At 70.5% G+C, this 21214-nt stretch carries 19 protein-coding genes; 7 read left to right on the top strand and 12 right to left on the bottom strand.

The features are described from left to right. Window positions 1-29 precede the first annotated feature (29 nt). From NS4_RS11875 to NS4_RS11850, 6 genes are all read right to left on the bottom strand, one after another. On the bottom strand, window positions 30-1415 hold the full coding sequence (locus NS4_RS11875; protein WP_063059577.1) for an alpha/beta hydrolase family protein: 1386 nt from the start codon (window positions 1413-1415) through the stop codon (window positions 30-32). A 99-nt stretch (window positions 1416-1514) separates the two neighbouring features. Then, a complete protein-coding gene (locus NS4_RS11870) occupies window positions 1515-2549 on the bottom strand; it encodes an ATP-dependent 6-phosphofructokinase (protein WP_063059688.1) in 1035 nt (344 codons plus the stop codon). 88 nt (window positions 2550-2637) lie between these two features. Then, window positions 2638-3552 carry a serine hydrolase gene (locus NS4_RS11865; protein WP_245665296.1) on the bottom strand — a complete coding sequence of 305 codons (915 nt, stop codon included), beginning with the start codon at window positions 3550-3552 and terminating at the stop codon, window positions 2638-2640. A gap of 134 nt (window positions 3553-3686) precedes the next feature. Further along, window positions 3687-6095, bottom strand: coding sequence for a serine/threonine-protein kinase (locus NS4_RS33985; protein WP_063059576.1), 2409 nt, complete (start codon window positions 6093-6095; stop codon window positions 3687-3689). Between the two features lie 64 nt (window positions 6096-6159). Continuing rightward, window positions 6160-6846: a response regulator transcription factor gene (locus NS4_RS11855; protein ID WP_174552088.1), complete on the bottom strand. Its 687-nt coding sequence runs from the start codon at window positions 6844-6846 to the stop codon at window positions 6160-6162. Window positions 6847-6964: 118 nt separating this feature from the next. Then, on the bottom strand, window positions 6965-8449 hold the full coding sequence (locus tag NS4_RS11850; protein WP_084487137.1) for a sensor histidine kinase: 1485 nt from the start codon (window positions 8447-8449) through the stop codon (window positions 6965-6967). A gap of 192 nt (window positions 8450-8641) precedes the next feature. On the opposite strand from NS4_RS11850, the gene NS4_RS11845 reads away from it, so the two are divergent. Next, on the top strand, window positions 8642-8947 hold the full coding sequence (locus NS4_RS11845; protein ID WP_063059574.1) for a hypothetical protein: 306 nt from the start codon (window positions 8642-8644) through the stop codon (window positions 8945-8947). Window positions 8948-9077: 130 nt separating this feature from the next. Here the strand turns inward: NS4_RS11845 and NS4_RS32945 are convergent, their stop codons facing one another. From NS4_RS32945 to NS4_RS11830, 3 genes are all read right to left on the bottom strand, one after another. Further along, on the bottom strand, window positions 9078-11117 hold the full coding sequence (locus tag NS4_RS32945) for a serine/threonine-protein kinase (protein ID WP_084487159.1): 2040 nt from the start codon (window positions 11115-11117) through the stop codon (window positions 9078-9080). A 111-nt stretch (window positions 11118-11228) separates the two neighbouring features. Continuing rightward, the gene (locus tag NS4_RS11835) at window positions 11229-11891 is read right to left on the bottom strand and encodes a response regulator (protein WP_063059572.1); all 663 of its coding nucleotides are present in this window, start codon (window positions 11889-11891) and stop codon (window positions 11229-11231) included. A 130-nt stretch (window positions 11892-12021) separates the two neighbouring features. Beyond that, window positions 12022-13263 (bottom strand): sensor histidine kinase, encoded by a 1242-nt coding sequence (locus NS4_RS11830; protein ID WP_084487136.1) that lies wholly within the window; start codon window positions 13261-13263, stop codon window positions 12022-12024. 166 nt (window positions 13264-13429) lie between these two features. Between NS4_RS11830 and NS4_RS11825 the strand changes: the two genes are divergently transcribed. The 4 genes from NS4_RS11825 to NS4_RS11810 all read left to right on the top strand — a co-directional run bounded on the left by NS4_RS11825 (window position 13430) and on the right by NS4_RS11810 (window position 17125). After that, window positions 13430-14164 (top strand): hypothetical protein, encoded by a 735-nt coding sequence (locus NS4_RS11825; RefSeq protein WP_063059571.1) that lies wholly within the window; start codon window positions 13430-13432, stop codon window positions 14162-14164. Next, window positions 14157-15578, top strand: a complete 1422-nt coding sequence (locus NS4_RS11820) for an alpha/beta-hydrolase family protein (protein ID WP_084487135.1) — start codon at window positions 14157-14159, stop codon at window positions 15576-15578. Before NS4_RS11825 ends, NS4_RS11820 begins: the two co-directional genes overlap by 8 nt. Window positions 15579-15707: 129 nt before the next feature. Next, window positions 15708-16640: a hypothetical protein gene (locus tag NS4_RS11815; protein WP_063059570.1), complete on the top strand. Its 933-nt coding sequence runs from the start codon at window positions 15708-15710 to the stop codon at window positions 16638-16640. A 41-nt stretch (window positions 16641-16681) separates the two neighbouring features. Next, window positions 16682-17125 (top strand): SRPBCC domain-containing protein, encoded by a 444-nt coding sequence (locus NS4_RS11810; protein WP_084487134.1) that lies wholly within the window; start codon window positions 16682-16684, stop codon window positions 17123-17125. 315 nt (window positions 17126-17440) lie between these two features. Here NS4_RS11810 and gatA read toward each other — a convergent pair whose 3' ends face one another. Both gatA and gatC read right to left on the bottom strand, forming a co-directional pair. Continuing rightward, window positions 17441-18919 (bottom strand): Asp-tRNA(Asn)/Glu-tRNA(Gln) amidotransferase subunit GatA, encoded by a 1479-nt coding sequence (gene gatA / locus NS4_RS11805; protein ID WP_063059569.1) that lies wholly within the window; start codon window positions 18917-18919, stop codon window positions 17441-17443. After that, window positions 18916-19215: an Asp-tRNA(Asn)/Glu-tRNA(Gln) amidotransferase subunit GatC gene (gatC, locus tag NS4_RS11800; RefSeq protein ID WP_063059682.1), complete on the bottom strand. Its 300-nt coding sequence runs from the start codon at window positions 19213-19215 to the stop codon at window positions 18916-18918. Before gatC ends, gatA begins: the two co-directional genes overlap by 4 nt. 303 nt (window positions 19216-19518) lie before the next feature. Here gatC and NS4_RS11795 point away from each other — a divergent pair, with 303 nt between their 5' ends. Beyond that, the gene (locus tag NS4_RS11795; RefSeq protein ID WP_039825984.1) at window positions 19519-20169 is read left to right on the top strand and encodes an ACT domain-containing protein; all 651 of its coding nucleotides are present in this window, start codon (window positions 19519-19521) and stop codon (window positions 20167-20169) included. An 18-nt stretch (window positions 20170-20187) separates the two neighbouring features. Here the strand turns inward: NS4_RS11795 and NS4_RS11790 are convergent, their stop codons facing one another. Further along, window positions 20188-20523 (bottom strand): hypothetical protein, encoded by a 336-nt coding sequence (locus tag NS4_RS11790; protein ID WP_439955778.1) that lies wholly within the window; start codon window positions 20521-20523, stop codon window positions 20188-20190. 472 nt (window positions 20524-20995) lie between these two features. Between NS4_RS11790 and NS4_RS11780 the strand changes: the two genes are divergently transcribed. After that, the gene (locus NS4_RS11780; RefSeq protein WP_063041476.1) at window positions 20996-21199 is read left to right on the top strand and encodes a hypothetical protein; all 204 of its coding nucleotides are present in this window, start codon (window positions 20996-20998) and stop codon (window positions 21197-21199) included. The last annotated feature ends 15 nt before the right edge of the window (window positions 21200-21214 follow it).

Here is a 21214-nt window from a genome sequence, read left to right as displayed (position 1 = left end):
GCGTGCAGGTGTGCCCCTTCGGTGGGCGGTCAGTCCCCTCGAACCCGCGCGCCCAGCCAGCCGGTGACCGTCTCGAGGGCCGCCGGATCGATGGTCGTCTCGATGGACGCGTACTCGCCGGGCAGACCGGATCCGGCGGGCTGCATCAAATGGTTGAGCCCGTCCAGCACAGTGACGGTGGCGTCCGGCCCGGCGCCCAGCAGATCACGCATGGGTTGTGCGTTCTGCGCCGGCGGAACCTGCACATCCGCGGATCCGAAGAACGCCAGCACCGGCATCCGTAACGCGGACAGCGCGGGGGCCGGATCGTAGGAGACCAGCGCGGCCATATACGGGGTGTTCTCGCCGGTGAGTATTTCGGAGATGGTGCGCAGGTGTGCCGGCAGCGTGCGGTTGTAGGTCTCCGACAGCCGCGCGGCCTTGGTGAGCCGGCCGGCCCGCAGCGCCGCGGTCCAGTCCCGCAGGAAGGCGAGATGGGTGTCCACTTGTTCAGGGGTGGCACCGGCCTCGGTGAAGGTCCGGCGGCCCTGGGCCGAGACGATATCGGTGCCGGGGACGGCGGGTGCGGCCATGAGGACGGTGAAAGCGATCCCGTTCTCGGGCCGCGCGGCCACCAGCGGTGCCAGATAACCGCCCTCGGAGTGCCCGAGCAGGCCGATACGACCGGAGTCGATCTCTGGGCGCTCGTGCAGGAAACGCACCCCGGACTCGACATCACCGGCCAGGTCGGTGTAGTTCGCCTGGTTCAGGTTGCCGCCGGTACCGCCGACCCCGCGATCATCGGTGCGCAGCACCGCGTACCCGGCGCGGGTCAGGGTATCGGCCAGCAGCAGGAAGGGCCGATGCCCGGCTATCTCCTCGTCGCGGTCCTGTGGTCCGCTGCCACCGATGAGGACGACCGCCGGCACCGGATCGGTGGCCTCGGCGGGACGGGTCAGCGTGCCCGCGACGGTGATACTGCCGCTCGGGTACGAAACGTCCTCGGAAATATAGGGGTACGGCGGCACGGGCTGCTGCGGGCGGGCCGGGGGACCGACCGGCCGACGGCTCAGGCGCAGCCCGTAACTGTGCCCGGACCGGCGGAAATCACCCACGATGGCATCCGCCGATTCGTCGAGCCGGCCCGCGAACCGCGCATCGCCCGCGATATCCGGCACGCCGAACTCCACCCGCTCGGGTTCGGCCACCACGTCGGTCAGGGCGCGGTCGGTGACCCGTTCGGCGGGTATATCGATCCGTCCGCTGTGCCGGCCGGTGAAATCCACCGCGACCACGACCGGCGCGCCGGGAACCTCGATCGCCCCGTGCCATTGCCCGCGCACCCGGTCGTCGACGGTGCTGCCCGGGCAACCGGCGAACAGCGGGACGAGCATCGAGACAACCGCAACCAGCAACACTGCCCTGCGATGGCGCATGGCCCGACTGTATCCCCGCGCCACGGCCGGACCCGGGCGAAGCACCGAGGTCGCACCGAGGTTTCGGCCGAACCGCGATTCCGGTCCGCCGGGTGGCGCTCAGCCGAAGAAGGCCCGGGCTTCGTCGTAGCGGTCGGCCGGAACACGTTTGAGCTGTTTGGTCGCCTCGTGCAACGGCACCAGCCCGATCTCGGTACCCCGCAGGGCCACCATCTGACCGAAGTGCCCGGCGTGTACGGCTTCGGCCGCGTGCAGGCCGAACCGGGTCGCCAGCACCCTGTCGTACGGGGAGGGGCTGCCGCCGCGCTGCACATGACCCAGCACCGTGGTCCGGACCTCTTTACCGATCCGGCGCTCGATCTCCACCCCCAACTGCTGAGCGACCCCGGTGAACCGTTCGTGCCCGAACTCGTCGATACCGCCCTCTCGCAGGGTGAACCCGGAATCGGGAGCGGGATGCGAGCCCTCGGCGACCACACAGATGAAATGTTTGTCCCCACGCTGGAAGCGCCTCTTGATGAGCGCGCAGACCTCGGTCACGTCGAAGGGTTGTTCGGGGACCAGGGTCAGGTGGGCACCCGCCGCCATACCGGCGTGCACGGCGATCCAGCCCGCGTGCCGACCCATGACCTCGACCAGCATCACCCGCTGATGGGATTCCGCGGTGGTGTGCAGCCGGTCGATGGCCTCGGTGGCGATGGACAGGGCGGTGTCGTGGCCGAAGGTGACATCGGTGCAGTCGATATCGTTGTCGATCGTCTTCGGGACGCCGACGACCGGAACGCCCTCCTCGGACAGCCAGCTCGCGGCGGTCAGCGTGCCCTCTCCGCCGATCGGGATGAGCGCTTCGATGCCGTTGTCGTCGAGGGTCCGGCGGATCTGTCCCAGGCCGGCGCGCAGGATATCGGGGTTGGTACGCGCTGTACCGAGCATGGTGCCGCCCTTGGCGAGCAGGCGGTCGGTGCGATCGTCGTTCTGGATCCGGATCTTGCGGTCCTCCAGTAATCCGCGCCATCCGTCCTCGAAGCCCACGATCGCGTCACCGTAGCGGCCGTTCGCGGTGCGAACGACAGCGCGGATCACCGCGTTCAGTCCCGGGCAGTCCCCACCTCCGGTCAGGATTCCGATGCGCATGGCGCCCATCTTGCCCGCTGCGCGACACCTTTGCCGCTTCGGGCCCGTGAATGTCCGGTAACACCCGCGCACCGGGCGGGCCCGCCTCTCACCGGGCCGGGCAGGAACCGCCGGTGAACTCGCCCAGATGCTGTGAGATCAAGCCCGCCATTTCGTCGAGAAGATTCATCCCGTCGGAGAAGGTGCCCGAATCCGGCTGCGCGGCAAGGGCTATCGCCACCGAACCACCGCTGGCCGGTACCAGGCCGAACTGACGCACCAGATAGGCACCGTCGGCATCGGGACCCCAGCCGCCTTTGAACTCCGCCGCCTCGAACACCGACCCGAGACCCCACTGCTGATTCGCGCTGACCGAACCCATCAGCTGTACGACCTTGTCCGACCCCGGGAGACAGGGCAATTTGGAGGCGAACCGTACCTGGTCGGCGAGCGACCATTCGGACTGGCCGAACGACGAGTACTCCGCGCGCTTCGGCTTCTCCGCGACGACGGTGACGCTGTCCCCGGCCTCGCGTAGCACGGCCTGCACCGATTGGGCGGCCTCCCGCGGCGTACCCAGCGCGGACCACAGGCTGTCGGCGGCGGAGTTGTCCGAGGCGGTGATGGCGGCCGAGACGGCATAGGACTGGCCGCCCGGGTTCTTTCGTTCAGCGGCCACCACCAGCGGAACCTTCATCGTCGACCAAGCGGGACCGGTGGTCCACTTCCCCAGACCGACCAGCCGTTCGCCGCCGACCGGCATGATCGCCAGGCCCAGTTTCCCCTTCGCCGACTGTTCGAGCACCGTGAAATCGGCCGCCAGCGTGCCCGGAATGGTGATCAATACATTGTCGCCCGGCGCTTCGGCCGCCGCCTGGGTGATCGAGGTGGCGGGCGCACGCTTGTCGGGCTCGGATCCGCAGGCCGCCGCGGTGGTCGCGACGAGCAGGCAGGCGGTGATCGTGAGCAGGCGACGAACCAGTGGGAGTTCCCGCTTCTTTTCGGCCGACACTTCTCTCCCCATGGCTCTTGTGTTCTCCCACAGTCCCGATAATTCGTACCCGGTCGGAAAACCGTACTCCATCGGCCGCCCCGACCCGGCCCGGATGCGCCCGCCGGATCGGCGACCGAGCGCCCGATTCCGCGTCGAGCGGCAGGTCAGTAGAGGTAGACGACGGCGTTGTTCCCACCCCGGCAGGTGACCAGACCGCCCGCGGCGACGCATTCGAGGGTGTAGGCCTGGCCGGTCACCGGACTGGTGGCCTCGACCGAGACCGGATCGCCCTCGGCCGAGACGACGGCGGGATCGAGGTAGGCCTGCCGGACCGCCTCGGCGAACTCGCAACTGGTCACCGTGGTACCGGTTGCCGCGGAACCGTATTCGGAGCCACCCGGCGCCGAGCCCGAGCAGGGTTGCGCGCCCGCGGGCAGATCGGCCCGGGGCGCGGTGGTGGTCGCCGACGTGGTGGTGCCGGTACGCGAGGAGGTGGTGGCGGAGGGTCCCGTGCTGCCGTCGGCCGCGGCGGCCCGCCCGGGCGCCGAGGTGGTGACGGCGCCGGTGGTGATGGCGGCGCCGGTGGCTTCCCGGCCACCGGAGTCGCCGAGGAACTGGATACCGAGTACCGCGATGATGACCACCACCGCGAAGACCCCGATCCCGGTCAATATCGGAACGACCTTGGATCGTTCGTCGCCGGGGGCGGTATTGCGTGCCCGCGCGTTCGCGGCGTAACTGTCGCGATAGCCGGCCTCGTAGGCGGCCGCATAGGGATCCGCCGGGGGTGGGGAGGAATCTTCGGTCCGGTAGCCGTAGTGGTCGCCGGGCGTCGTCCCCGACGCCGGAGCGTCGTAGCGGCCGGTCGGGTCGGACAGCGGATACTGCTCGGCCGGTTGGTAGGCGCGGCCCGCATCCTGAGCGGAATAAGCAAGCCCCGAGGGGACCTGATCCACAGGCTGATACGCACGAGTCGCGTCCTCAGCCGAATAAGCAAGCCCCGAGGGGACCTGATCCACAGGCTGATACGCACGAGTCGCGTCCTCAGCCGAATAAGCAAGCCCCGAGGGGACCTGATCCACAGGCTGATACGCACGAGTCGCGTCCTCAGCCGAATAAGCAAGCCCCGAGGGGGCCTGATCCATCGGCCGGTTGGCACGGGCTGCCTCGTCGGCGGAATAGGCGAGCCCGGCAGGCTCTTGATCCACCGGCTGGTAGGAGCGGGTCGCGTCCTCGGCGGAGTAGGGCGCCGGCGCCTCGTCCACCGGTTGGAAGACATGGGTGGTCTCCTCGGCCCCGGGAAGCGGATAGCCGGGCTCACCGTAGATGCGGGTGGCCTGATCGTGCGGGTAGAAATCCGCGACCGGCATGCCCCCGGTCGCGGGAGCCGCATTCTCGTACTGTGACGGATCGGCGGCCGGGTGCAACTGCTCGTTCTGATAGAGATGCGCGTCCGGGAAAGGCCGGATACCGCCGGCCGGCACCTCGGGGTCGGCGGACGCGGGGTCGTCGGCCGGCAGCGGCGTGAACTCGGTTTCGGTGGGCCGGAACGAGGTCGGGTCGCCGGGAATGATCGCGGGCAATGTGGTGGCCGGGTCCGGGGCACCCTCCTCGCGCGGCATCCGGACCACCAGGGTGGGGATTCCGCCGGTCGGTGGCGCGGACGGACCCGGCACACCGGGAGTCGCGAGAGATTCGCCGGATCGCGGCTCCGGGCCGGTGGGATACGGGTCGCGCGCCGGTGAGTTCAACGCTGCGCGGGCAGCTTCGGCCAGTTCACCTGCCGTAGCGAAACGCTCATACGGATCCTTGGCCATACCCCATGCGATCACATCATCGAGCGCGGCCGGCAATCCGGTTCGCTGCACGCTTGCCCGCGGAGGCGGCTCGGTCAGATGCGAGCGGATCAACACGCCCACGCTGGTCGCCGGGAACGGCGTCGCACCGGTGAGGCATTCGTGCAGCACGCAGGCGAGGGAATAGATGTCGGCGCGCGGGGTCACCGGGCTGCTGTCGAACCGCTCCGGCGCCATGTACGTATAGGAACCGATCGCCACACCCGCCTGGGTCACGCCGGTATCGCTTTCGTGGCGGGCGATACCGAAATCGGCCAGATAGGCGAAATCGGCCGGAGTGACGAGGATATTCGCCGGTTTCACATCGCGGTGCACCAGACCGTCCTCGTGGGCGGCGTCCAGCGCCGCGGCGACCTGCTCGATCACACCGACCGCGCGCTGCGGGTCCAGGGGGCCGCCCGTCTGCAGCAGCGTCCGTAGATCGGTGCCCTGTACCAGGCGCATATCGATGAACAGCCGGCCGTCGATGACGCCCCAGTCGTGGATCGGGATGATGTGCGGTTCGGCGAGGCGGGCCGCGGCCTGCGATTCCCGACGGAACCGGATCTGATATCCGGGGTCGCCGGCGAGCGCGTCGGAGAGCAGTTTGAGGGCGACGACCCGATCCTTCACGGTGTCGTATGCCTCGTAGACCTCCCCCATGCCGCCTGTACCCAGCAGTGAGCGCAGCTCGTAGGGACCGAACCACCGACCGACTTCGGAGCCAGGCGCCTGCACCCGTCCATCCTCTCCACGCGCGGGCACCGTCTCCGCCGGCCGCGGATCGCACCCGGGCTGCCCGTCAAATCCTGGATTGTCCAGGGGAGACCACACCGTGGTCAAACGCGTAGACGATGGCCGCCGCGCGGTCGCGCACCCCCAGCTTTCCGAAGATATGACCCACATGGGATTTCACGGTCACCTCGGAGATTCCGAGCGCGTGGGCGATCTCACTGTTGGCCCGGCCGCGTCCGATCAGGGCCAGGACCTCGCGTTCCCGGGAGGTCAGATCGACGGCCACCGCGGGCGCGGCCGGGGCGACGGTACTGCGGTAGGTCGACAGCACCCGCCCCGTGACGGCGGGGTCGAGCCAGGCGCCGCCGGCGGCGACGGTGCGGACGGCGCGGATCAGGTCCTCGGCGGGGGAATCCTTGAGTAGGAAACCGGCCGCGCCCGCGCGCAGGGCACCGGACAGCAGCTGATCGTCGTCGAAAGTGGTGAGGACGAGCACCGGGGGTTCGGGAGCGCGGGCGCGCAGCATGCGGGTGGCCTCGATACCGCCGACCCGTTTCATCCGCAGATCCATCAGCACGATATCGGGGCTGTGCGCGGCGACCGCCGCGAGCACCTCGTCACCGTCGGCGCATTCGCTGATCCGGAAACCGTCGCGCCGGCGCAGAATACGCCGCAACCCACCGCGGACCAGTTCCTGATCATCGGCGATCAGCACCTCGACCGCCTGCGGGTCACTATCGGCCGCCCTGGTCATCGTTGCTCCCTCGGGTCCGTGGTCGCCGCCGGTGGTGGAACCGCACTCGATCGACCGGTCGTCGTCGCCGGGCCGCCGGGCCCGGTTCTTGGTGGGCGCCGTGCCGGGTCGCAGACCCTCATGCCGGATGCGGTTCGTCGCCGCGGCCGGGGCGGGGGCCCGAATCATGGTCGGCGATGATCTCCGAGATCGGGCACCGCAGCCGGTCCCGGCTCGGGGCCTCGGCGCGCACGGGATGGTCGTCGAGCGGGAACTCCGCGCGCACGATCCACCCGCCGGCCTCCGGCCCGACCCGGATACGACCGCCCAGCCCGTCGGATCGGTGCCGCATGCCGGCGACCCCGGTCCCCCGGCCGAGCTGCGGGGGCAGGCCGCTGGGGATCGTATTGTGGACGCGCACGACGGCCGAGCGGCCGTCCACAGCCACCCGCAGCTCCACCTCCGCGCCCGGGGCGTGTTTGGCGATATTGGCCAGCGATTCCTGGCAAATGCGATAGAGCGCCAGCCCGACCGCCGCCGACACCCCGGACAGGTCGCCGGTGAAATGCCGGTTCACCGTGAGACCGGCGTTGACGAAGTCGTCGACGAGGGCGGGGATATCACCGGCGCCCGGTTCCACCCCGGCCGCCGACGGCACCGAATCCAGCAGGCCGACCGTGCGCCGGATATCGGCCATGGCCTGGCGGCCCAATCGTTCGGCGTCGACCAGGGCGTCGGCGGCCTCGTCCACGTCGCGATCGGCGGTCAGTGCGTGCCGGGCGGCCGTCACGTGCAGCAGGGTCACAGTGAGCGAGTGGGCGATGACATCGTGTACTTCGCGGGCGATCCGGTTGCGCTCGGCAGCCGCGGCCTGCGCGGCGCGCGCACTCTGGTTCTCCCGTTCCTGGTACAGGAACAGCCGCTGATATTGCAGCATCACCCCCACCAGCCAGCCGAGCAGGATACCGAGCGCGTACATGGGGAAACCGGTACGCAGCGACTGGTCGCCCCACAGTGCCTCCCCGACGAAGGCGAAAGCGAGCAGTTCGGCCGCCGCGACCACCGCCAGGAGGATACTCAGCCGCTTCGGTGCGATCGCCGCGATCTCGGCGATACCGACCATCAGCACGAAGGGCGCGAAATCGGAGTCCACCGGCTGGACGAAGAACAGCGCCGCCGCGATCATCGTGGCGGCGAACAGTGGCAGCGGCCGCGGCACGATCCCGAACAGCACGTAGATCGGGCCGGAGGCGAACAGGAGCACCAGCGCGATCACCGGCAGCGCGGTGGGGAAGTACTCGTGCCGCTGCAAACAGGCCACCACACCGATGACGAAGAACGCCAGATCGGTGAACAGCACGACCTTGGGCGGATAGTCGAAAGGCAGTTCGCGCAGCGGGTGCGGGGCCCCCGGGAGCAGTTTCGCCAGCAGAGCGCCCAACCGGCCCCGGCCTCGGATCCACCGTCCGGGCCGGACCGCCGCTACCGCCCGTTCCGGTGCCGGGTCGGTTGTCGTGGCCGGTGGGTCCGAGGCGGACGGATCGATTCCACCCCTCGCGCCACTGTCCACCGGCCGCGCACGGTCCCCCGCGGCGGCAACCGGTGTGAGGCGGCTCTCACTCATCTGTCCAGGGTAGGCACCCCCGGCGCCGCTCGGCATCCTGCTACAGCCGGTTCCCACCTCCGACCACGGTAGGACAACGATTCACGTCCACGGCACGACGATTTACCGGCGCCGGATTCCTAGCGTGGAACAGGAGGTCGCCGTACCACCGGGCCGGCGAACACCAGGCCCCCGACCGAAAGGGCTCGGATCATGTCTTGGGAAGATCAGCATCTGCGTACCGAGATCCTGCACACCGTCCTCGCCCGCGCCGCCCACGATCCGGCGCGGCCGGACCTCTTCGACGATATCCCGCACCTCGACCGTCTGTTCGGCGGACCGCAGGGAGTACTCGCGGCGCTGCGCTATCGGTGGAACATTCATCTGGACGCCAAGCTGGAGCTCGACCCGGGCCGCTGCTGGACCGCCGACGAGGCCCGACTCGAGCTGGCGACCGAACAACCCGTGCTCTACGCGGTGCTCGACGCGCGCACGGCGTCACCCGTGCCGGTGGCCTGACCGGGCCGCGCGGGCGCGGTCGACTACTGCGATCGGGTCGTCACGCTCGGCGACGGCCGGATCGGCGCCGACGAACGTACCGCGACGCGGCCACCGTCGACGCCTGACACCCACCCGCGCGCGGCGGCGCTCACAGTGGGGCGTGCGACCACCACCGGTCGATATCGCCGCGGGCGGCCGCCCCCCAGTAGCGCACGAACAACAGCGAATTGCTGCGGGGCGAATCGGTCCTGGCACCGAAACCGACCACCATGTTCGCGGTGGACCGGCCCCGATCGCCGGGCTCCTCCCACAGATGCGCGGTATAGGGCTCTCCACTCTTGGCACCGGAGACCGACTCGTGGGGCGGCAGGCTCTCGATCACCTCCATGGTGTCCTCCGCGTCCGGATAGGTGATGATCGTGTAGTCGAGCCGGGTGGCCTCCAGCGAGCGCTGCCGGCAGTCCCAGATCGATTCCCACGGGCGGGTTTCCAGGATCTCGTCGAAGACCGGGACCACTTCGAGTATCGGTATCTGTTCACCGGGCTCGTACTGACTGCACAGCGCGTCCTGATACCCGAAACCATCCAGCTCCGACCCCTGCGGCAGCAGTGTGGGGAACAACCGCCGGGTGCGGTCCCCCGGCTCGGTCCCCGGCGAGGTCTCGGATTCGCCGCTGGTACCGGCCGGGCCCCGTTCGAGCGTGGCGGGTTCGGTAGCGGCCGGCGCGCCCTCGGAGCCGGAGTCGTTGCCGCCCACCCCCACCACCAGGACAGCCGCCACGATCACGGCCAGCACGATCAGCGGGATCAGGATGGCCACGGCGATCCAGGGCGCCCGGCTGCGCCGTCGCACGGCCGGAGCCGGGTGATAGCCGTGGTACTGCCCCGGCGCCGGAGGTCGCGGGACGGCCTGCACGGGAATGCCCCCGGTGTGCTCGACTCCCACGCTCTGCGGCACTCCAGCGGGACCGGTGTGTTCCACGGCTGTCCCGGGGCGCGGCGCCGGACCCGGCGGGACCAGGACCGGCTGCGCGCCGGTATGTTCGACATCCCCCGACCGCACCGGCGCACCGGCCGCGGCGTTCGTCGCGCCACCGGGGCGTTCCACGACCTGTCCCGGCGCGCGGGCCGCTGCCGCGGCACCGGCGTGCGGGCCGTATCCGCCTTCGGCATAACCGCCGGTAGCCCCCGCGGTCGGCCCGGGTGATCCGGCATGCGGCGCACCCGGGGGTCCCGCGGGCGCACCGGGCGGTGGCGCAGTGCCGGGCACAGCCGAATATCCGCCCGCTGCACCCGGATACACCGTTCCCGAACCGCTCGCCTCGGTCGGCGGCACATACTTCTGTGTAGGCGCCGGGGCGGTGAGCGCCTGTTCGGCGGCCCGCGCGAATTCGAGGCAGGTGCGGTACCGGTGTCCGGGGTGTTTGGCCATCGCCTTCGCCAGCACCGGATCCAGTCCCGGCGGCAGACCCGGGCGTTTCACCGCGAGCGGCGGCGGAGCGAGTTGCAGATTGCCGTGGATGATGTCGGCGGGGTTGGGCGAATCGAACGGCGCCATACCGGTGAGCAGCCAGTACAACGCGCAGGCCAGCGAATACTGATCCGAGCGGCCGTCCATGTCGCCGCCGGTCATCTGTTCGGGTGAGGCGAAGGCGAGAGTGGCGGTGAACATACCGGTCTGGGTCAACCGCACCGTTTCCGCGCGTAATCGGGCCAACCCGAAATCGGTGAGGAAAACGCGTTCCCCCTGCCCGGGATTGGCCCGGGCGAGCAGGATATTGGACGGTTTCACATCGCGGTGCAGAACTCCCATACCGTGCGCGTAGTCGAGCGCGTCGGCGACACCGGCGACGATCTGCACCGCCTTCTCCGGAGGCAGGGCCAGCGGGTTGACCGTACCGGCGTCGGCGCCATCGATGTACTGCATGCACATCCACAGGTGATCGCCTTCTACGCCGCGGTCGTAGACCGTGACGATGCTCGGATGGTCGAGCGCGGCGGCGAGATCGGCTTCCCGCTCGAACCGGGTGCGGATCGCGGCATCGGCGAACAGTTCCGGTTTGAGCAGCTTCAACGCGGTCTGTTTACCGAGCCGGGGATGCCGGGCCAGATATACGGCGCCCATTCCGCCTTCACCGAGCAACCGCTCGACGGTGAACCCGGCGAACACGTCACCGTTGTTGAGCAACACGACCCCCTTCAGGCGACCGACAGACTGGTGAGCCTACCGGGCACAGCGCGCCGTTTCCCCCGTGACAACGGGAATCAGGGCACTTCATGGAATACCTGACAGTCCGTTTCAGCCGGGGGTGACCAACCCGGACTCGTAGGCCAGCACCACGGCCTGCGCGCGGTCGCGCAGATCCAATTTGGTGAAGACCTTGGACACATGTGTTTTGACCGTCTGCTCGGCGATGAACAGCGCCGTGGCGATTTCGGTATTCGACATACCGCGCGCGACGAGTTCGAGTATTTCGCGCTCGCGCGGGGTCAGTGAGGCCAGCTCCGGAGCCGGGGCGCGCCGGGCCGCGCGGCGGGTGGTCACTTCCGCGATGAGCCGGCGGGTGACGGTCGGCGCGAGCAGCGCCTCCCCGGCGGCGACCACCCGCACCGCCCGCACCAGTTCCTCGGCCGGGGCGTCCTTGAGCAGGAACCCGCTGGCGCCTATGCCGAGCGCCTCGTACACGTAGTCGTCGATATCGAAGGTGGTGAGCATGAGCACGCGCACCGGCGGATCGAATCCGGCCCCCAGGATCGAACGGGCCGCGTCGAGCCCGTTCATCTCCGGCATGCGCACATCCATCAGCACCACATCGGGTCGCAACCGCGCCGATTCGGCGACCGCCACTTTTCCATTGGGCGCGTCGCCGACGACACTGATATCGGGTTGGGCGGCGAGCAATGCTCCGAATCCCTGCCGCACCATGGCCTGATCGTCGGCGATCAACACGGTTATTGCCACGGGCCCAGCTTAATTCCCGGGCGAAACCGGCGTGCGCCGAGCGTCCGGCGGCGAGAACCTCCGAAGGAGGCGGTAGTGCCGTCGCTCGCGGTGCATTCCCCGGCGCCGGGACGCCACCGGAACATCCGGGTCAGCGCGCGCCCGACGAGGCGGCCGCGGGCAACACGAACTCCGCGGCGGGGGCGAGCGGCAGCCGCGCGTGGACCCGGAAGCCGCCGTCGGCGGCGGGGCCCGCGTCGAGCCGGCCACCGACGGCGAGCGCGCGCGCCTGCATACCCGGGATACCGTGCCCGCCCGTCCCGCCGCCGGGGACACCGTCGCCCGGCCCGTTGACCACGGTGAGGTCGACCTCCCCCGTGCAGGCGATCGTCACCCGCACCGGTGCGCCCGGGGCGTGCCGGCCGGCATTGGCCAGCGATTCCTGGACGATCCGGTACAGCGCGGAACCGACGGTATCCGGGACCGCGGCCAGGGCCGGGTCGACCGACCAGGTGAGGTCCACCCCGGCGCGGGCCGCACCGACGAACAGGGCTTCCAGATCGGTGGCGGTCGGCTGCGGCGCGTGCTCGGCGAGCTGGCCGTCGCTGCGCAGCACACCGAGCAGCCCGCGGATCTCGTTCAGTGCCTCCCGGGCAGTGGCGCCGATCGATTCGAACTCGGCGCGCGCCGCCTCGTTCACCCCCTCCACCCGGTAGGGCGCGGTCTGCGCCTGCACGACCACCAGCGACATATGGTGGGCCACCACATCGTGCAGGTCACGCGCGATGCGCGCCTTCTCCTCCAAAATCGTGCGGCGGGCCCGTTCCAGGTCGCTGACTTCGGTCTGCTTGCTCAGCTCGGAACGGGAGCGGATCAGCGACCGCACCAGCAGTGCGACGAAGAGCAACCCGCCCAGGGACACCGGCCAGGCCCAGGGATCGGCGTCGATCCCCTCGGCCGACAATGCCGCGCCCAGCAGCAGCGAGGTCGCCCCCCACACCACCGCGACCAGTTGCAGTGGTGAACGCAGGGCCACCGCGAACACCAGGAAGTACAGCGCGACGATATGCACGACCTGGACCGGCATCTCCTCCCCCGCCACGTTCGGCACGGCCAACGCGATGAACAGCGCCGAACCCGCCGAGGCCGCCCAGCCCAGCAGCGCGTTCCTGCTCATCAGCAGTACCGGCAGCGCGGCCAACGCGGCGATCAGCGGCGCGAGCGGCGCGGGCACCTGGTGGGTGAGATGCAGGGTGGGCCAGGCCACCGCGAACAGCACCACTGTCGTCAGGACCGAGGCCGCGTCGAGCCACCAGCGCAATCCCAGGCCGACGATCAGGCCCCACAGGCCCCGCTGCCGGCGCGCCGGCACCGCGATGCTCGTATCGTTCATGTCCCCGACACTAGGAACTCCGGCCCCGGCGCACCTCATACCGTGGGGTGAATTCCGGGCGGTACACCAGGGTTAGCCCCGTACCGGCGTAGGTTCCCGGATCGGCGCGCAAACCCCTCCCGAGCGGGACGGCCGCGACCGGTTTCCGTTCATAACGTCCTCGGCCATGGCTGTCTCGAACAATGCCGTGCGCCTCCCGGCCCGGCCGTCCCCGCAGACCGCGCGGCGCGCGGCGACCGCCGCGGCCGGATTCGCCGCGGTGGTGTCCCTGCTGTCGGCGCCCGCGGCCGACGCCGCCGGTCCCCCACCCCGGCCTGCCGCTGCGGCGGCGGTACGCGCGCTCACCACGCCGGGAACGATCGCCGCGATACCCGCGGATTTCCGCGAGGTCGCCGGCTACACCCCGGCGCGGGTCGACGGGACGCTGGTCGCGCCGCACGGATCGTGTTCTTCACCGGTATCGCTGCCGGTGGAGTTCGATACCGCGTGCAAGGCCCACGACCTCGGCTACGACCTGCTGCGTTACGCCGACCGCACCGGCGGCCCGCTCGGCCCCTGGGCCCGGCGGGAGCTGGACCGGACCCTCGCCGAGCGGATGCACACCGCATGTGCGCAGCGGCCGCAGCCGGTACCGCGCGCCCGCTGCACCGTGATGGCCGAGATCGCCGAGATCGCCGTGGACCTCAATTCGCTGCGGCAGGACTACGGCGTACCGGTCGTGGAGGACTTTCCCCTGGCCGGCAGCGTCACCGCGTGGCTGCCGCGGCTCTGCGGCCTTCTTCTGCTGGTAACGGCCGTCCTGTTCCTGGGCCGCCCGGTCGCCGCGCCGCTGCTCCCGGCGGCCGGGACCCGCCGTCCGATCCGCTCGTACCGCGCCGTGTCCGGAGGTTCCCATGCCTGACGTGACCCCAGCCGTACCCGTCCCGACCCCGCCGCGGTCCCTGCTCGATTACGTCCGGACCCGGTTACCGCGGCATTGGCCACCGGTAGCGGCCACACTCGCCGTCGGCGCCGGGACCGCGATGTCCCTGGCCCCCGGTCTCCTTCCCCGGACGGCCGCCGCGCAGGCCGTACTCACCGCGCTGACCGTGATCGTCGCGCTGGGTATCGCGCGGCTCACCCGCCTCGTGATCCGATACACCGCGGGGCGCACCCCGGTCACCACACCGCGAACCCGCCGGCTGGTGTTCGCGGCCACCGCGGCCGGTGTCCTCGGCGCGGGGGCGCACGCCGCGCGCTGGCAGCACGCACTGCGGTCGGCCATGGATGTGGCGCCGACCGGGCCGGGGTACTGGGTGGGGTGGGCGGTCGGCGCGACCCTGCTCACCGTGGCGACGGTGGCGGTGGTCCGCGGGTGCGGCCGGTTGCTACGGCGTATCGGCTGGTCCCGGGCCCTGGTGATGGCGGTGGTCGCGGGGCTGTCGATGGCCCTGTTCGCAGGCCCCGCGGCGGTGGGCTGGGGCGACCGGACCTATGCCGCGGCGAACGCCGCCGCCGACCCGGGCCTGGTGCGGCCGGTCGCGGTGACCCGGTCCGGGAGTGCCGGGTCGATGGTCGGCTGGTCGACGCTGGGGCGCGAGGGACAGCGGTTCGTCACCGCCGGGCCGCCGGACTCGGTCCGGGTCTATATCGGGCTCCGCTCGGCGCCGGACCTGGCCGCACGCGCCGCGCTGGCCGTCCGGGAACTGGACCGGGCCGGTGGGTTCGACCGCTCGGATCTGGTGATCGCCGTGCCCACCGGATCGGGCTGGGTGGACGCGCGGGCGCTGCACGGTTTCGGTACCCGATTCGGTGGCGATGTCGCGGTGGTCGCGCTGCAGTACTCCTACGCGCCGAGCTGGGCCACCTTCGTCTTCGGCCGGGACGCGGCGACGGCCTCGGCGCGGGCGCTGGTCACCGCCGTCGAACAGCACCTCGCCACCGTGCCCGATCCGCCCCGGCTGCACCTGTACGGACAGAGCCTCGGCGCGCTCGGCGGTAGCGCGGTATTCGCGGGTGCCGCCGAGCAGAACCGCCGGGTGTGCTCGGTGCTGTGGGCCGGTATGCCCGGCGGCGGTGGTCCCGCACCCGGTGCGCGCACCGCGGTACTGGCCAATGCGTCCGATCCGGTCGTGCACTGGTCACTCGACCTGCTGTGGCGGCCACCGAACCTCACTGTCGCCCGCCACGACGCGCCGACCCCGCCCTGGCTGCCCGTGCTGAGTTTCGTACAAACCACCGCCGACTTGCTGGGCGCCCTCGGCACGCCCCCGGGCCACGGCCACCGGTACGACACCGATCAAGGGACGGCACTGCCCGGCTGCGGTCCGGTGTGATGCGCTCCGCGGCGGCCACGACACGGGGTTTGCCGAGCGGATGCGGGCCGCCGACGCGACAGCGCCGGCCCCCGGGAGCGGGACCTGCCGTGCGGGCCCACCACTCCGTAACGCTTAAGGTGTCCCACCATGGCTTCACCCCGTAACGATCCCCCGCGCCGGACCCGGCGCCGGTTCCGGCGGATCTCACTGCCGGCGTTCACCGGTGCCGCGCTGTTCGGTCTGGTGATCACCGCGGTGCCGGCGCCGACCTCCGAGGCCGTCGGTATCGACGCCTCGGTCACGGCGCCGGCCGGGACGGCGGTGGTGGATCTGACCTCGGATGACACGGTGGTGGACACCGTGGCGGCCATCCCGCGGGATTTCGCCGACCATCTCGGCTACCAGCCCGTCGTCCGGCAGGGCGTGCTCGTGGCTCCGGACGGCAGTTGTTCCTCGCCGGTCGAGCTGCCACCGGAATTCGATACCGCCTGTATGGCACACGACCTCGGCTACGACCTCCTTCGGTATGCCGATCGCACCGGCGCCCCGCTGGGGCCGTGGGCCAGGCAGGCCCTGGACCGGACGTTGAGCGTCCGGCTGCACCAGGCCTGCGAAACACATACCGAACCGGTGGTGCGCACCCGCTGCGAGACTCTCGCCGGGATCGCGGCCACCGCGGTGGAGTTGAATTCGCGCCGGCAGCACTACGGGGTCCCGGTGGTGGAGACGTTGGGTCAGGTGGCGGCGCAGGCCGCCACCGACCATCCGACCCGGCCCTGGGTGCTGCGCGCGGTCGCGCTCGGCCTGGCGACGATGGCCGCCCTGGTCTTCGGGATGCGCCGTCTGCACCGGCGGATCCGGCGCACGGCGGCACCCGGGGTCCGCATCCCGGTCGGGGCCCTACGGCCCGGCCGCGCCACCGGCCTGCCGCGGCCGGCGTTCACCCGTCTCCTGCTGCCGCGTGCCCGCTGGTTGCCCGGCTTCGCGCACCGGCCCACGGCCGCGGCGCCCGACCCCGCGTTCCCGGCCGGGGTTCATCTGTTGCCGACCGCCACGCCGCCACCCGCGCGAAGCCGCTGAGCACGGTTGACCCGACTTGAAACACGTTCTAATTTGGGAATGTGCTTGTTGTGGACGACGTGGTCGAGGTGGACGCCCCCGCCGAGGTGGTGTGGTCGGTGCTCACCGATTTCGGCCGGTACGGCGACTGGAATCCGTTCATCATCGACTGCCGGGCGGATCTGACGGTGGGGGCGCCGATCGATATGACGGTCGGGCAGCTGGCGCCCCGGCCGATCCGCATGCGGGAATGGATCCGCAGCGTCACCCCGGGCCGGGAATTCAGCTACTCGATGAAACCGATCCCCCTCGGCGCACTGCGCAGCAAACGCTCGCACACACTGACCCCGCTGGACGGTGACCGCACCCGCTACGAATCCCATTTCGAACTCGACGGCTGGCTCGCTCCGCTGGTCGGCCTGCTGTTCGGGCGCGGATTCGAGAAGGGGTTCCCCGGGATGACCGCCGCGGTCGAACGGGAAGCCGAGCGCCTGCACGCCCTTTGATCCGGCCCTGTGTCACCGTCTCGGCCGACAAAGGGCCGCAGTCGGTCATACCGGCCGTCTCCGGACCGCTACGCGCGGGCAGCCGCGCACCTTCTCGACCGGACACGGTGCCCCCGAGTTCGATCACGCCGAGCGAGGTCGCCGCGCCGTTCCGGTTGTCACCCGCCGCGCCGCTGCCGGAACGGTGCCGCGCATCCGAATCCCCCGCCGGCTGCCGGCACCGGACCCGGGATCTCCAGCCCTGGAACGCCGATGGCGGTGGCCCGTCGCGACCACCGCCATCGGTGAGTTCTCGCCGCTCCCGGCGGATCGGCGTCAGGCGATATCGCCGCGGGCCGCCTCGTAGGCCGCGCCCACCCGGTACAACCGGTCGTCGGCCAACGCCGGCGCCATGATCTGCAGACCCACCGGCATCCCGTCGTCGCGGCTCAGCCCGGACGGGACCGACATGGCCGGATGCCCGGCCAGGTTGGTGGGCAGGGTGCACAGATCGGACAGGTACATCGCCAGCGGATCGTCGACCTTCTCGCCCAGCTTCCACGGAGTGAACGGACTGGTCGGGGACACCAGCACGTCGACCTGCTCGTAGGCCTTGTCGAAATCGCGCGCGATCAGGGTGCGGACCTTGAGCGCCTGGCCGTAGTAGGCGTCGTAGTAGCCCGCCGACAGGGCGTAGGTGCCGATCATGATCCGTCGTTTGACCTCCGGACCGAATCCGGCGGCACGGGTGGCGGCCATGACCTGCTCGGCGCTGTGGTGGCCGTCGTCGGCCACCCGCAGGCCGTAGCGCATGGCATCGAAACGGGCCAGGTTGGAGGAGACCTCGCTGGGCAGGATCAGATAGTAGGACGCCAGGGCGTACTCGAAATGCGGGCACGACACCTCGACCACTTCGGCGCCCAGATCCTTCAGCACGCCGACCGCGGCGTCGAAGGAGGCGAGCACACCGTGCTGGTAGCTGTCGGAGTGCAGTTCCTTCACCACGCCGATCTTCACCCCGCGCAGATCGCCCGACGCGCCCATGCGGGCGGCGTCGACCACGGCCGGGACCGGGACGTCACGGGAGGTGGAGTCGCGCGGATCGTGTCCGGCGATCACCTCGTGCAGCAGGGCGGTGTCCAGCACTGTCCGGCCGCACGGCCCGCCCTGGTCGAGCGAGGACGCGCAGGCGACGAGTCCGTACCGGGACACGGTGCCGTAGGTGGGCTTGGTGCCGACGGTCGCGGTGACCGCGGCGGGCTGCCGGATAGAGCCGCCGGTATCGGTGCCGATGGCCAGCGGCGCCTGATAGGACGCCAGCGCCGCCGCCGAACCGCCGCCGGAGCCGCCGGGGATGCGGGTGGTGTCCCACGGGTTGCGGGTGGGCCCGTAGGCGGAGTTCTCGGTGGAGGAGCCCATCGCGAACTCGTCCATATTGGTCTTGCCCAGGATCGGGATCCCGGCGGCCCGCAGCCGGGTGGTCAGGGTGGCGTCGTAAGGGGCGACCCAGTTCTCGAGGATCTTCGACGCGCAGGTGGTGGGCATATCGGTCGTGGTGAACACGTCCTTGAGCGCCAGCGGCACCCCCGCCAGCGGCGAGGCGGGCACCTCACCGGCGGCCAGGGAGGCGTCCACCTCGGCCGCGGCGGCGAGCGCCTGCTCCTGCGCGACGTGCAGGAAGGCGTGGTACTCCCCGTCGACCTCGGCGATCCGGTCCAGATGGGCCCGGGTCACCTCCACCGAGGAGACTTCGCCGCCGTGGATACGGCTCGCGAGGTCGGCCGCGCCGAGCCGGGTCAGTTCGCTCGCGCTCATTCGCCCTCTCCCAGGATCTGCGGAACCAGGAACCGCTGTTCCTCGGCGGCGGGTGCGCCGGACAGTGCCTGATCCGGGGTGAGACCGGGGCGGACCTCGTCGGGACGGGTCACGTTCGTCACCGGATCCGGCGACGCGGTGGCCGGGACATCGGCGGCGGCGACCTCGGAGATGGTCCGCACATGGCTGAGGATCGAATCCAGCTGCCCGGCGAACTGGTCGAGTTCGTCCTCGGACAGGGCGAGCCTGGACAGCCGGGCGAGGTGTGCGACCTCGTCGCGGGAGATGGCGGTCACCGCGAACCCCTTTCGGCGATAGTTTGGACTGCGGATCACAAGCATCGAACAGCCTAGTGGTGTGGCCGGACCGGGTTGCCCGGCAGGCCGCGCGGGCCGTCGCCACCGGTACGTGCGAGGCTCCGCCGGAGCCTGTCCGGAGTCGCGCCAGAATCCGAAAGTTACGCATTTCACACCATTTGTCACCTGTGACCGCCGTTGCGAGCGCACAATTCGAGTCGATAACCCTCGGTAATGGGTGTAAGGATGGGCAGACCGGGTATTCGTTGTAAGCCTCGGCCGCAGAAGGAAAGGGAAACGCACGTGTCATATCTGCTCCGCGTGCAACTTCCGGATCGTCCGGGAAGCCTCGGGTCGCTAGCCGTAGCACTGGGAACGGTCGGCGCCGATATCCTTTCCCTGGACGTGGTGGAGCGTGGCGCCGGCTACGCGGTCGACGATCTCGTGGTCGAGATCGCCCCCAATGCCCTGCCCGACACCCTCATCACCGCCGCGGAATCCCTCGGCGATGTGCGCGTCGATTCCATCCGTCCCTACTCCGGCGTCCTCGATACCCATCGTGAGCTCGAATTGATCGACAATGTGGCCAACGCCCGCGATGATCGGCTCCAGGTGCTGGTCGACGGAGTTCCGCGGGTGTTACGGGTCGGCTGGAGCACTGTGCTGGATATGGGTACGCACGGCGCCTACCGCGTGGTGGGCAGCCAGAGCGCACCGCAGACCCAGGCGGCGTCGGTGCCGTGGATGCCGCTGCAGAAACCGACCGCGCTCGACGGCAATGCCGATTGGGTCCCCGAGATCTGGCGCGATATGGACACCAAACTGGCCGCCGCGCCGCTGGGACCCTCCAGCAAAGCGCTGCTGCTCGGCCGCCCCGGCGGGCCCGATTTCCGACCCTCGGAGATCGCACGCCTGGGCTACCTCGCCGGTATCGTCGCCACGGTCCTGGGCTGAAGGTCCCGGGGCCCCGAGCTACCGGTCGACGCCCGGCTCGACGATGCGCCACCGGTCCGGCCTACCCGGCGGGTAGGCGACGGTGAGAGTGTCCCCGACCGAGGGCCAGTAGGCGGCGTCCCACACCATGCGCCCGTAGACCACCTTCCCCGGCTCGGACGGCCCGGACAGGTTCCCGGTGACGGTGACGAACTGCTCGCCCATCGCCTCCGGACGCGGACTCACTCCCGTCAGATAGAGCGAACCGATCTCCGCGTCCGCGGGCATACGCCCACCCCGCCGCCCGCGGAAGACCAGCACGAGCATTCCCACCAGTGCGGCCACCATGATCGCCAGCATCGCCAGTTCGAACACTCCCCCATGCTAGGCCCCGCGGCGGCGTCTCGGCCGCCGCCGCCCGCGACGTCGCGATTCGGTGGCCGGCGCCACCCGAGGGGTCGCCCCCCCCGGACGCGCCCGTCCAACGCCGGCAGCGCGAGCAGCCGGGGTGAGACGGCCGGGGCCTGCTCCGGGACCGCGGCCGGAGATGTGGGGCCGCGGCGCTCGGAGCGCGGCGGTGACCGACGAGTTCGGGCGGGTGCGTGCGGGCTCCCGTATCCCGGTTCCGGTGCCGCGGCTCCGCCGCCGTCGGCCCTTTCCCCGCACCGGTGACTTGTCCGGCCGGAAGACGCTGCGGCGGCGAAATTTCGGCCACCCGGACCGCTGACCATTACTTCTGCGAGACGGGTGGCCCCGCGCATGAGTCGTGCGGGACGGGGTATTTCAGATCCACCGGACATGGAAGGAAGCGATCGTCATGCCGGAATCAACGATTCGAGCAGGTGCAATGGGTAGCCGAGTAGCAAGCCTCGTAGTACTGGTCTGGTTCGTGGCGGGGATCGTCGCCGCGTGGCAACGGGGCTATTTCAATGATCCACCGGAGCAGTGCTCCCACTTCGCGACGCTGGCGGTGACCGTGGTGGCCGGTCCACTCAACTACGTCGGCCTCAACCCGAAGATGGGCTGCAACCTGCCCGAACCCAGCCAGTAGAACCGGATCCCGGTC

The sequence above is a fragment of the Nocardia sienata NBRC 100364 genome, from assembly GCF_001613205.1.
Taxonomy (GTDB): Bacteria; Actinomycetota; Actinomycetes; order Mycobacteriales; family Mycobacteriaceae; genus Nocardia; species Nocardia sienata.
This window is presented reverse-complemented; position numbering and strand designations above follow the sequence as displayed.

Excerpts from the sequence above, each read along its gene's own strand:
- NS4_RS11875 (WP_063059577.1), bottom strand. The coding sequence starts at position 1,415 with ATGCGCCATCGCAGGGCAGTGTTGCTGGTTGCGGTTGTCTCGATGCTC.
- NS4_RS11870 (WP_063059688.1), bottom strand. The coding sequence starts at position 2,549 with ATGCGCATCGGAATCCTGACCGGAGGTGGGGACTGCCCGGGACTGAAC.
- NS4_RS11865 (WP_245665296.1), bottom strand. The coding sequence starts at position 3,552 with ATGGGGAGAGAAGTGTCGGCCGAAAAGAAGCGGGAACTCCCACTGGTT.
- NS4_RS11855 (WP_174552088.1), bottom strand. The coding sequence starts at position 6,846 with ATGACCAGGGCGGCCGATAGTGACCCGCAGGCGGTCGAGGTGCTGATC.
- NS4_RS11850 (WP_084487137.1), bottom strand. The coding sequence starts at position 8,449 with ATGAGTGAGAGCCGCCTCACACCGGTTGCCGCCGCGGGGGACCGTGCG.
- NS4_RS11845 (WP_063059574.1), top strand. The coding sequence starts at position 8,642 with ATGTCTTGGGAAGATCAGCATCTGCGTACCGAGATCCTGCACACCGTC.
- NS4_RS11830 (WP_084487136.1), bottom strand. The coding sequence starts at position 13,263 with ATGAACGATACGAGCATCGCGGTGCCGGCGCGCCGGCAGCGGGGCCTG.
- NS4_RS11825 (WP_063059571.1), top strand. The coding sequence starts at position 13,430 with ATGGCTGTCTCGAACAATGCCGTGCGCCTCCCGGCCCGGCCGTCCCCG.
- NS4_RS11820 (WP_084487135.1), top strand. The coding sequence starts at position 14,157 with ATGCCTGACGTGACCCCAGCCGTACCCGTCCCGACCCCGCCGCGGTCC.
- NS4_RS11815 (WP_063059570.1), top strand. The coding sequence starts at position 15,708 with ATGGCTTCACCCCGTAACGATCCCCCGCGCCGGACCCGGCGCCGGTTC.
- gatA (WP_063059569.1), bottom strand. The coding sequence starts at position 18,919 with ATGAGCGCGAGCGAACTGACCCGGCTCGGCGCGGCCGACCTCGCGAGC.
- NS4_RS11780 (WP_063041476.1), top strand. The coding sequence starts at position 20,996 with ATGGGTAGCCGAGTAGCAAGCCTCGTAGTACTGGTCTGGTTCGTGGCG.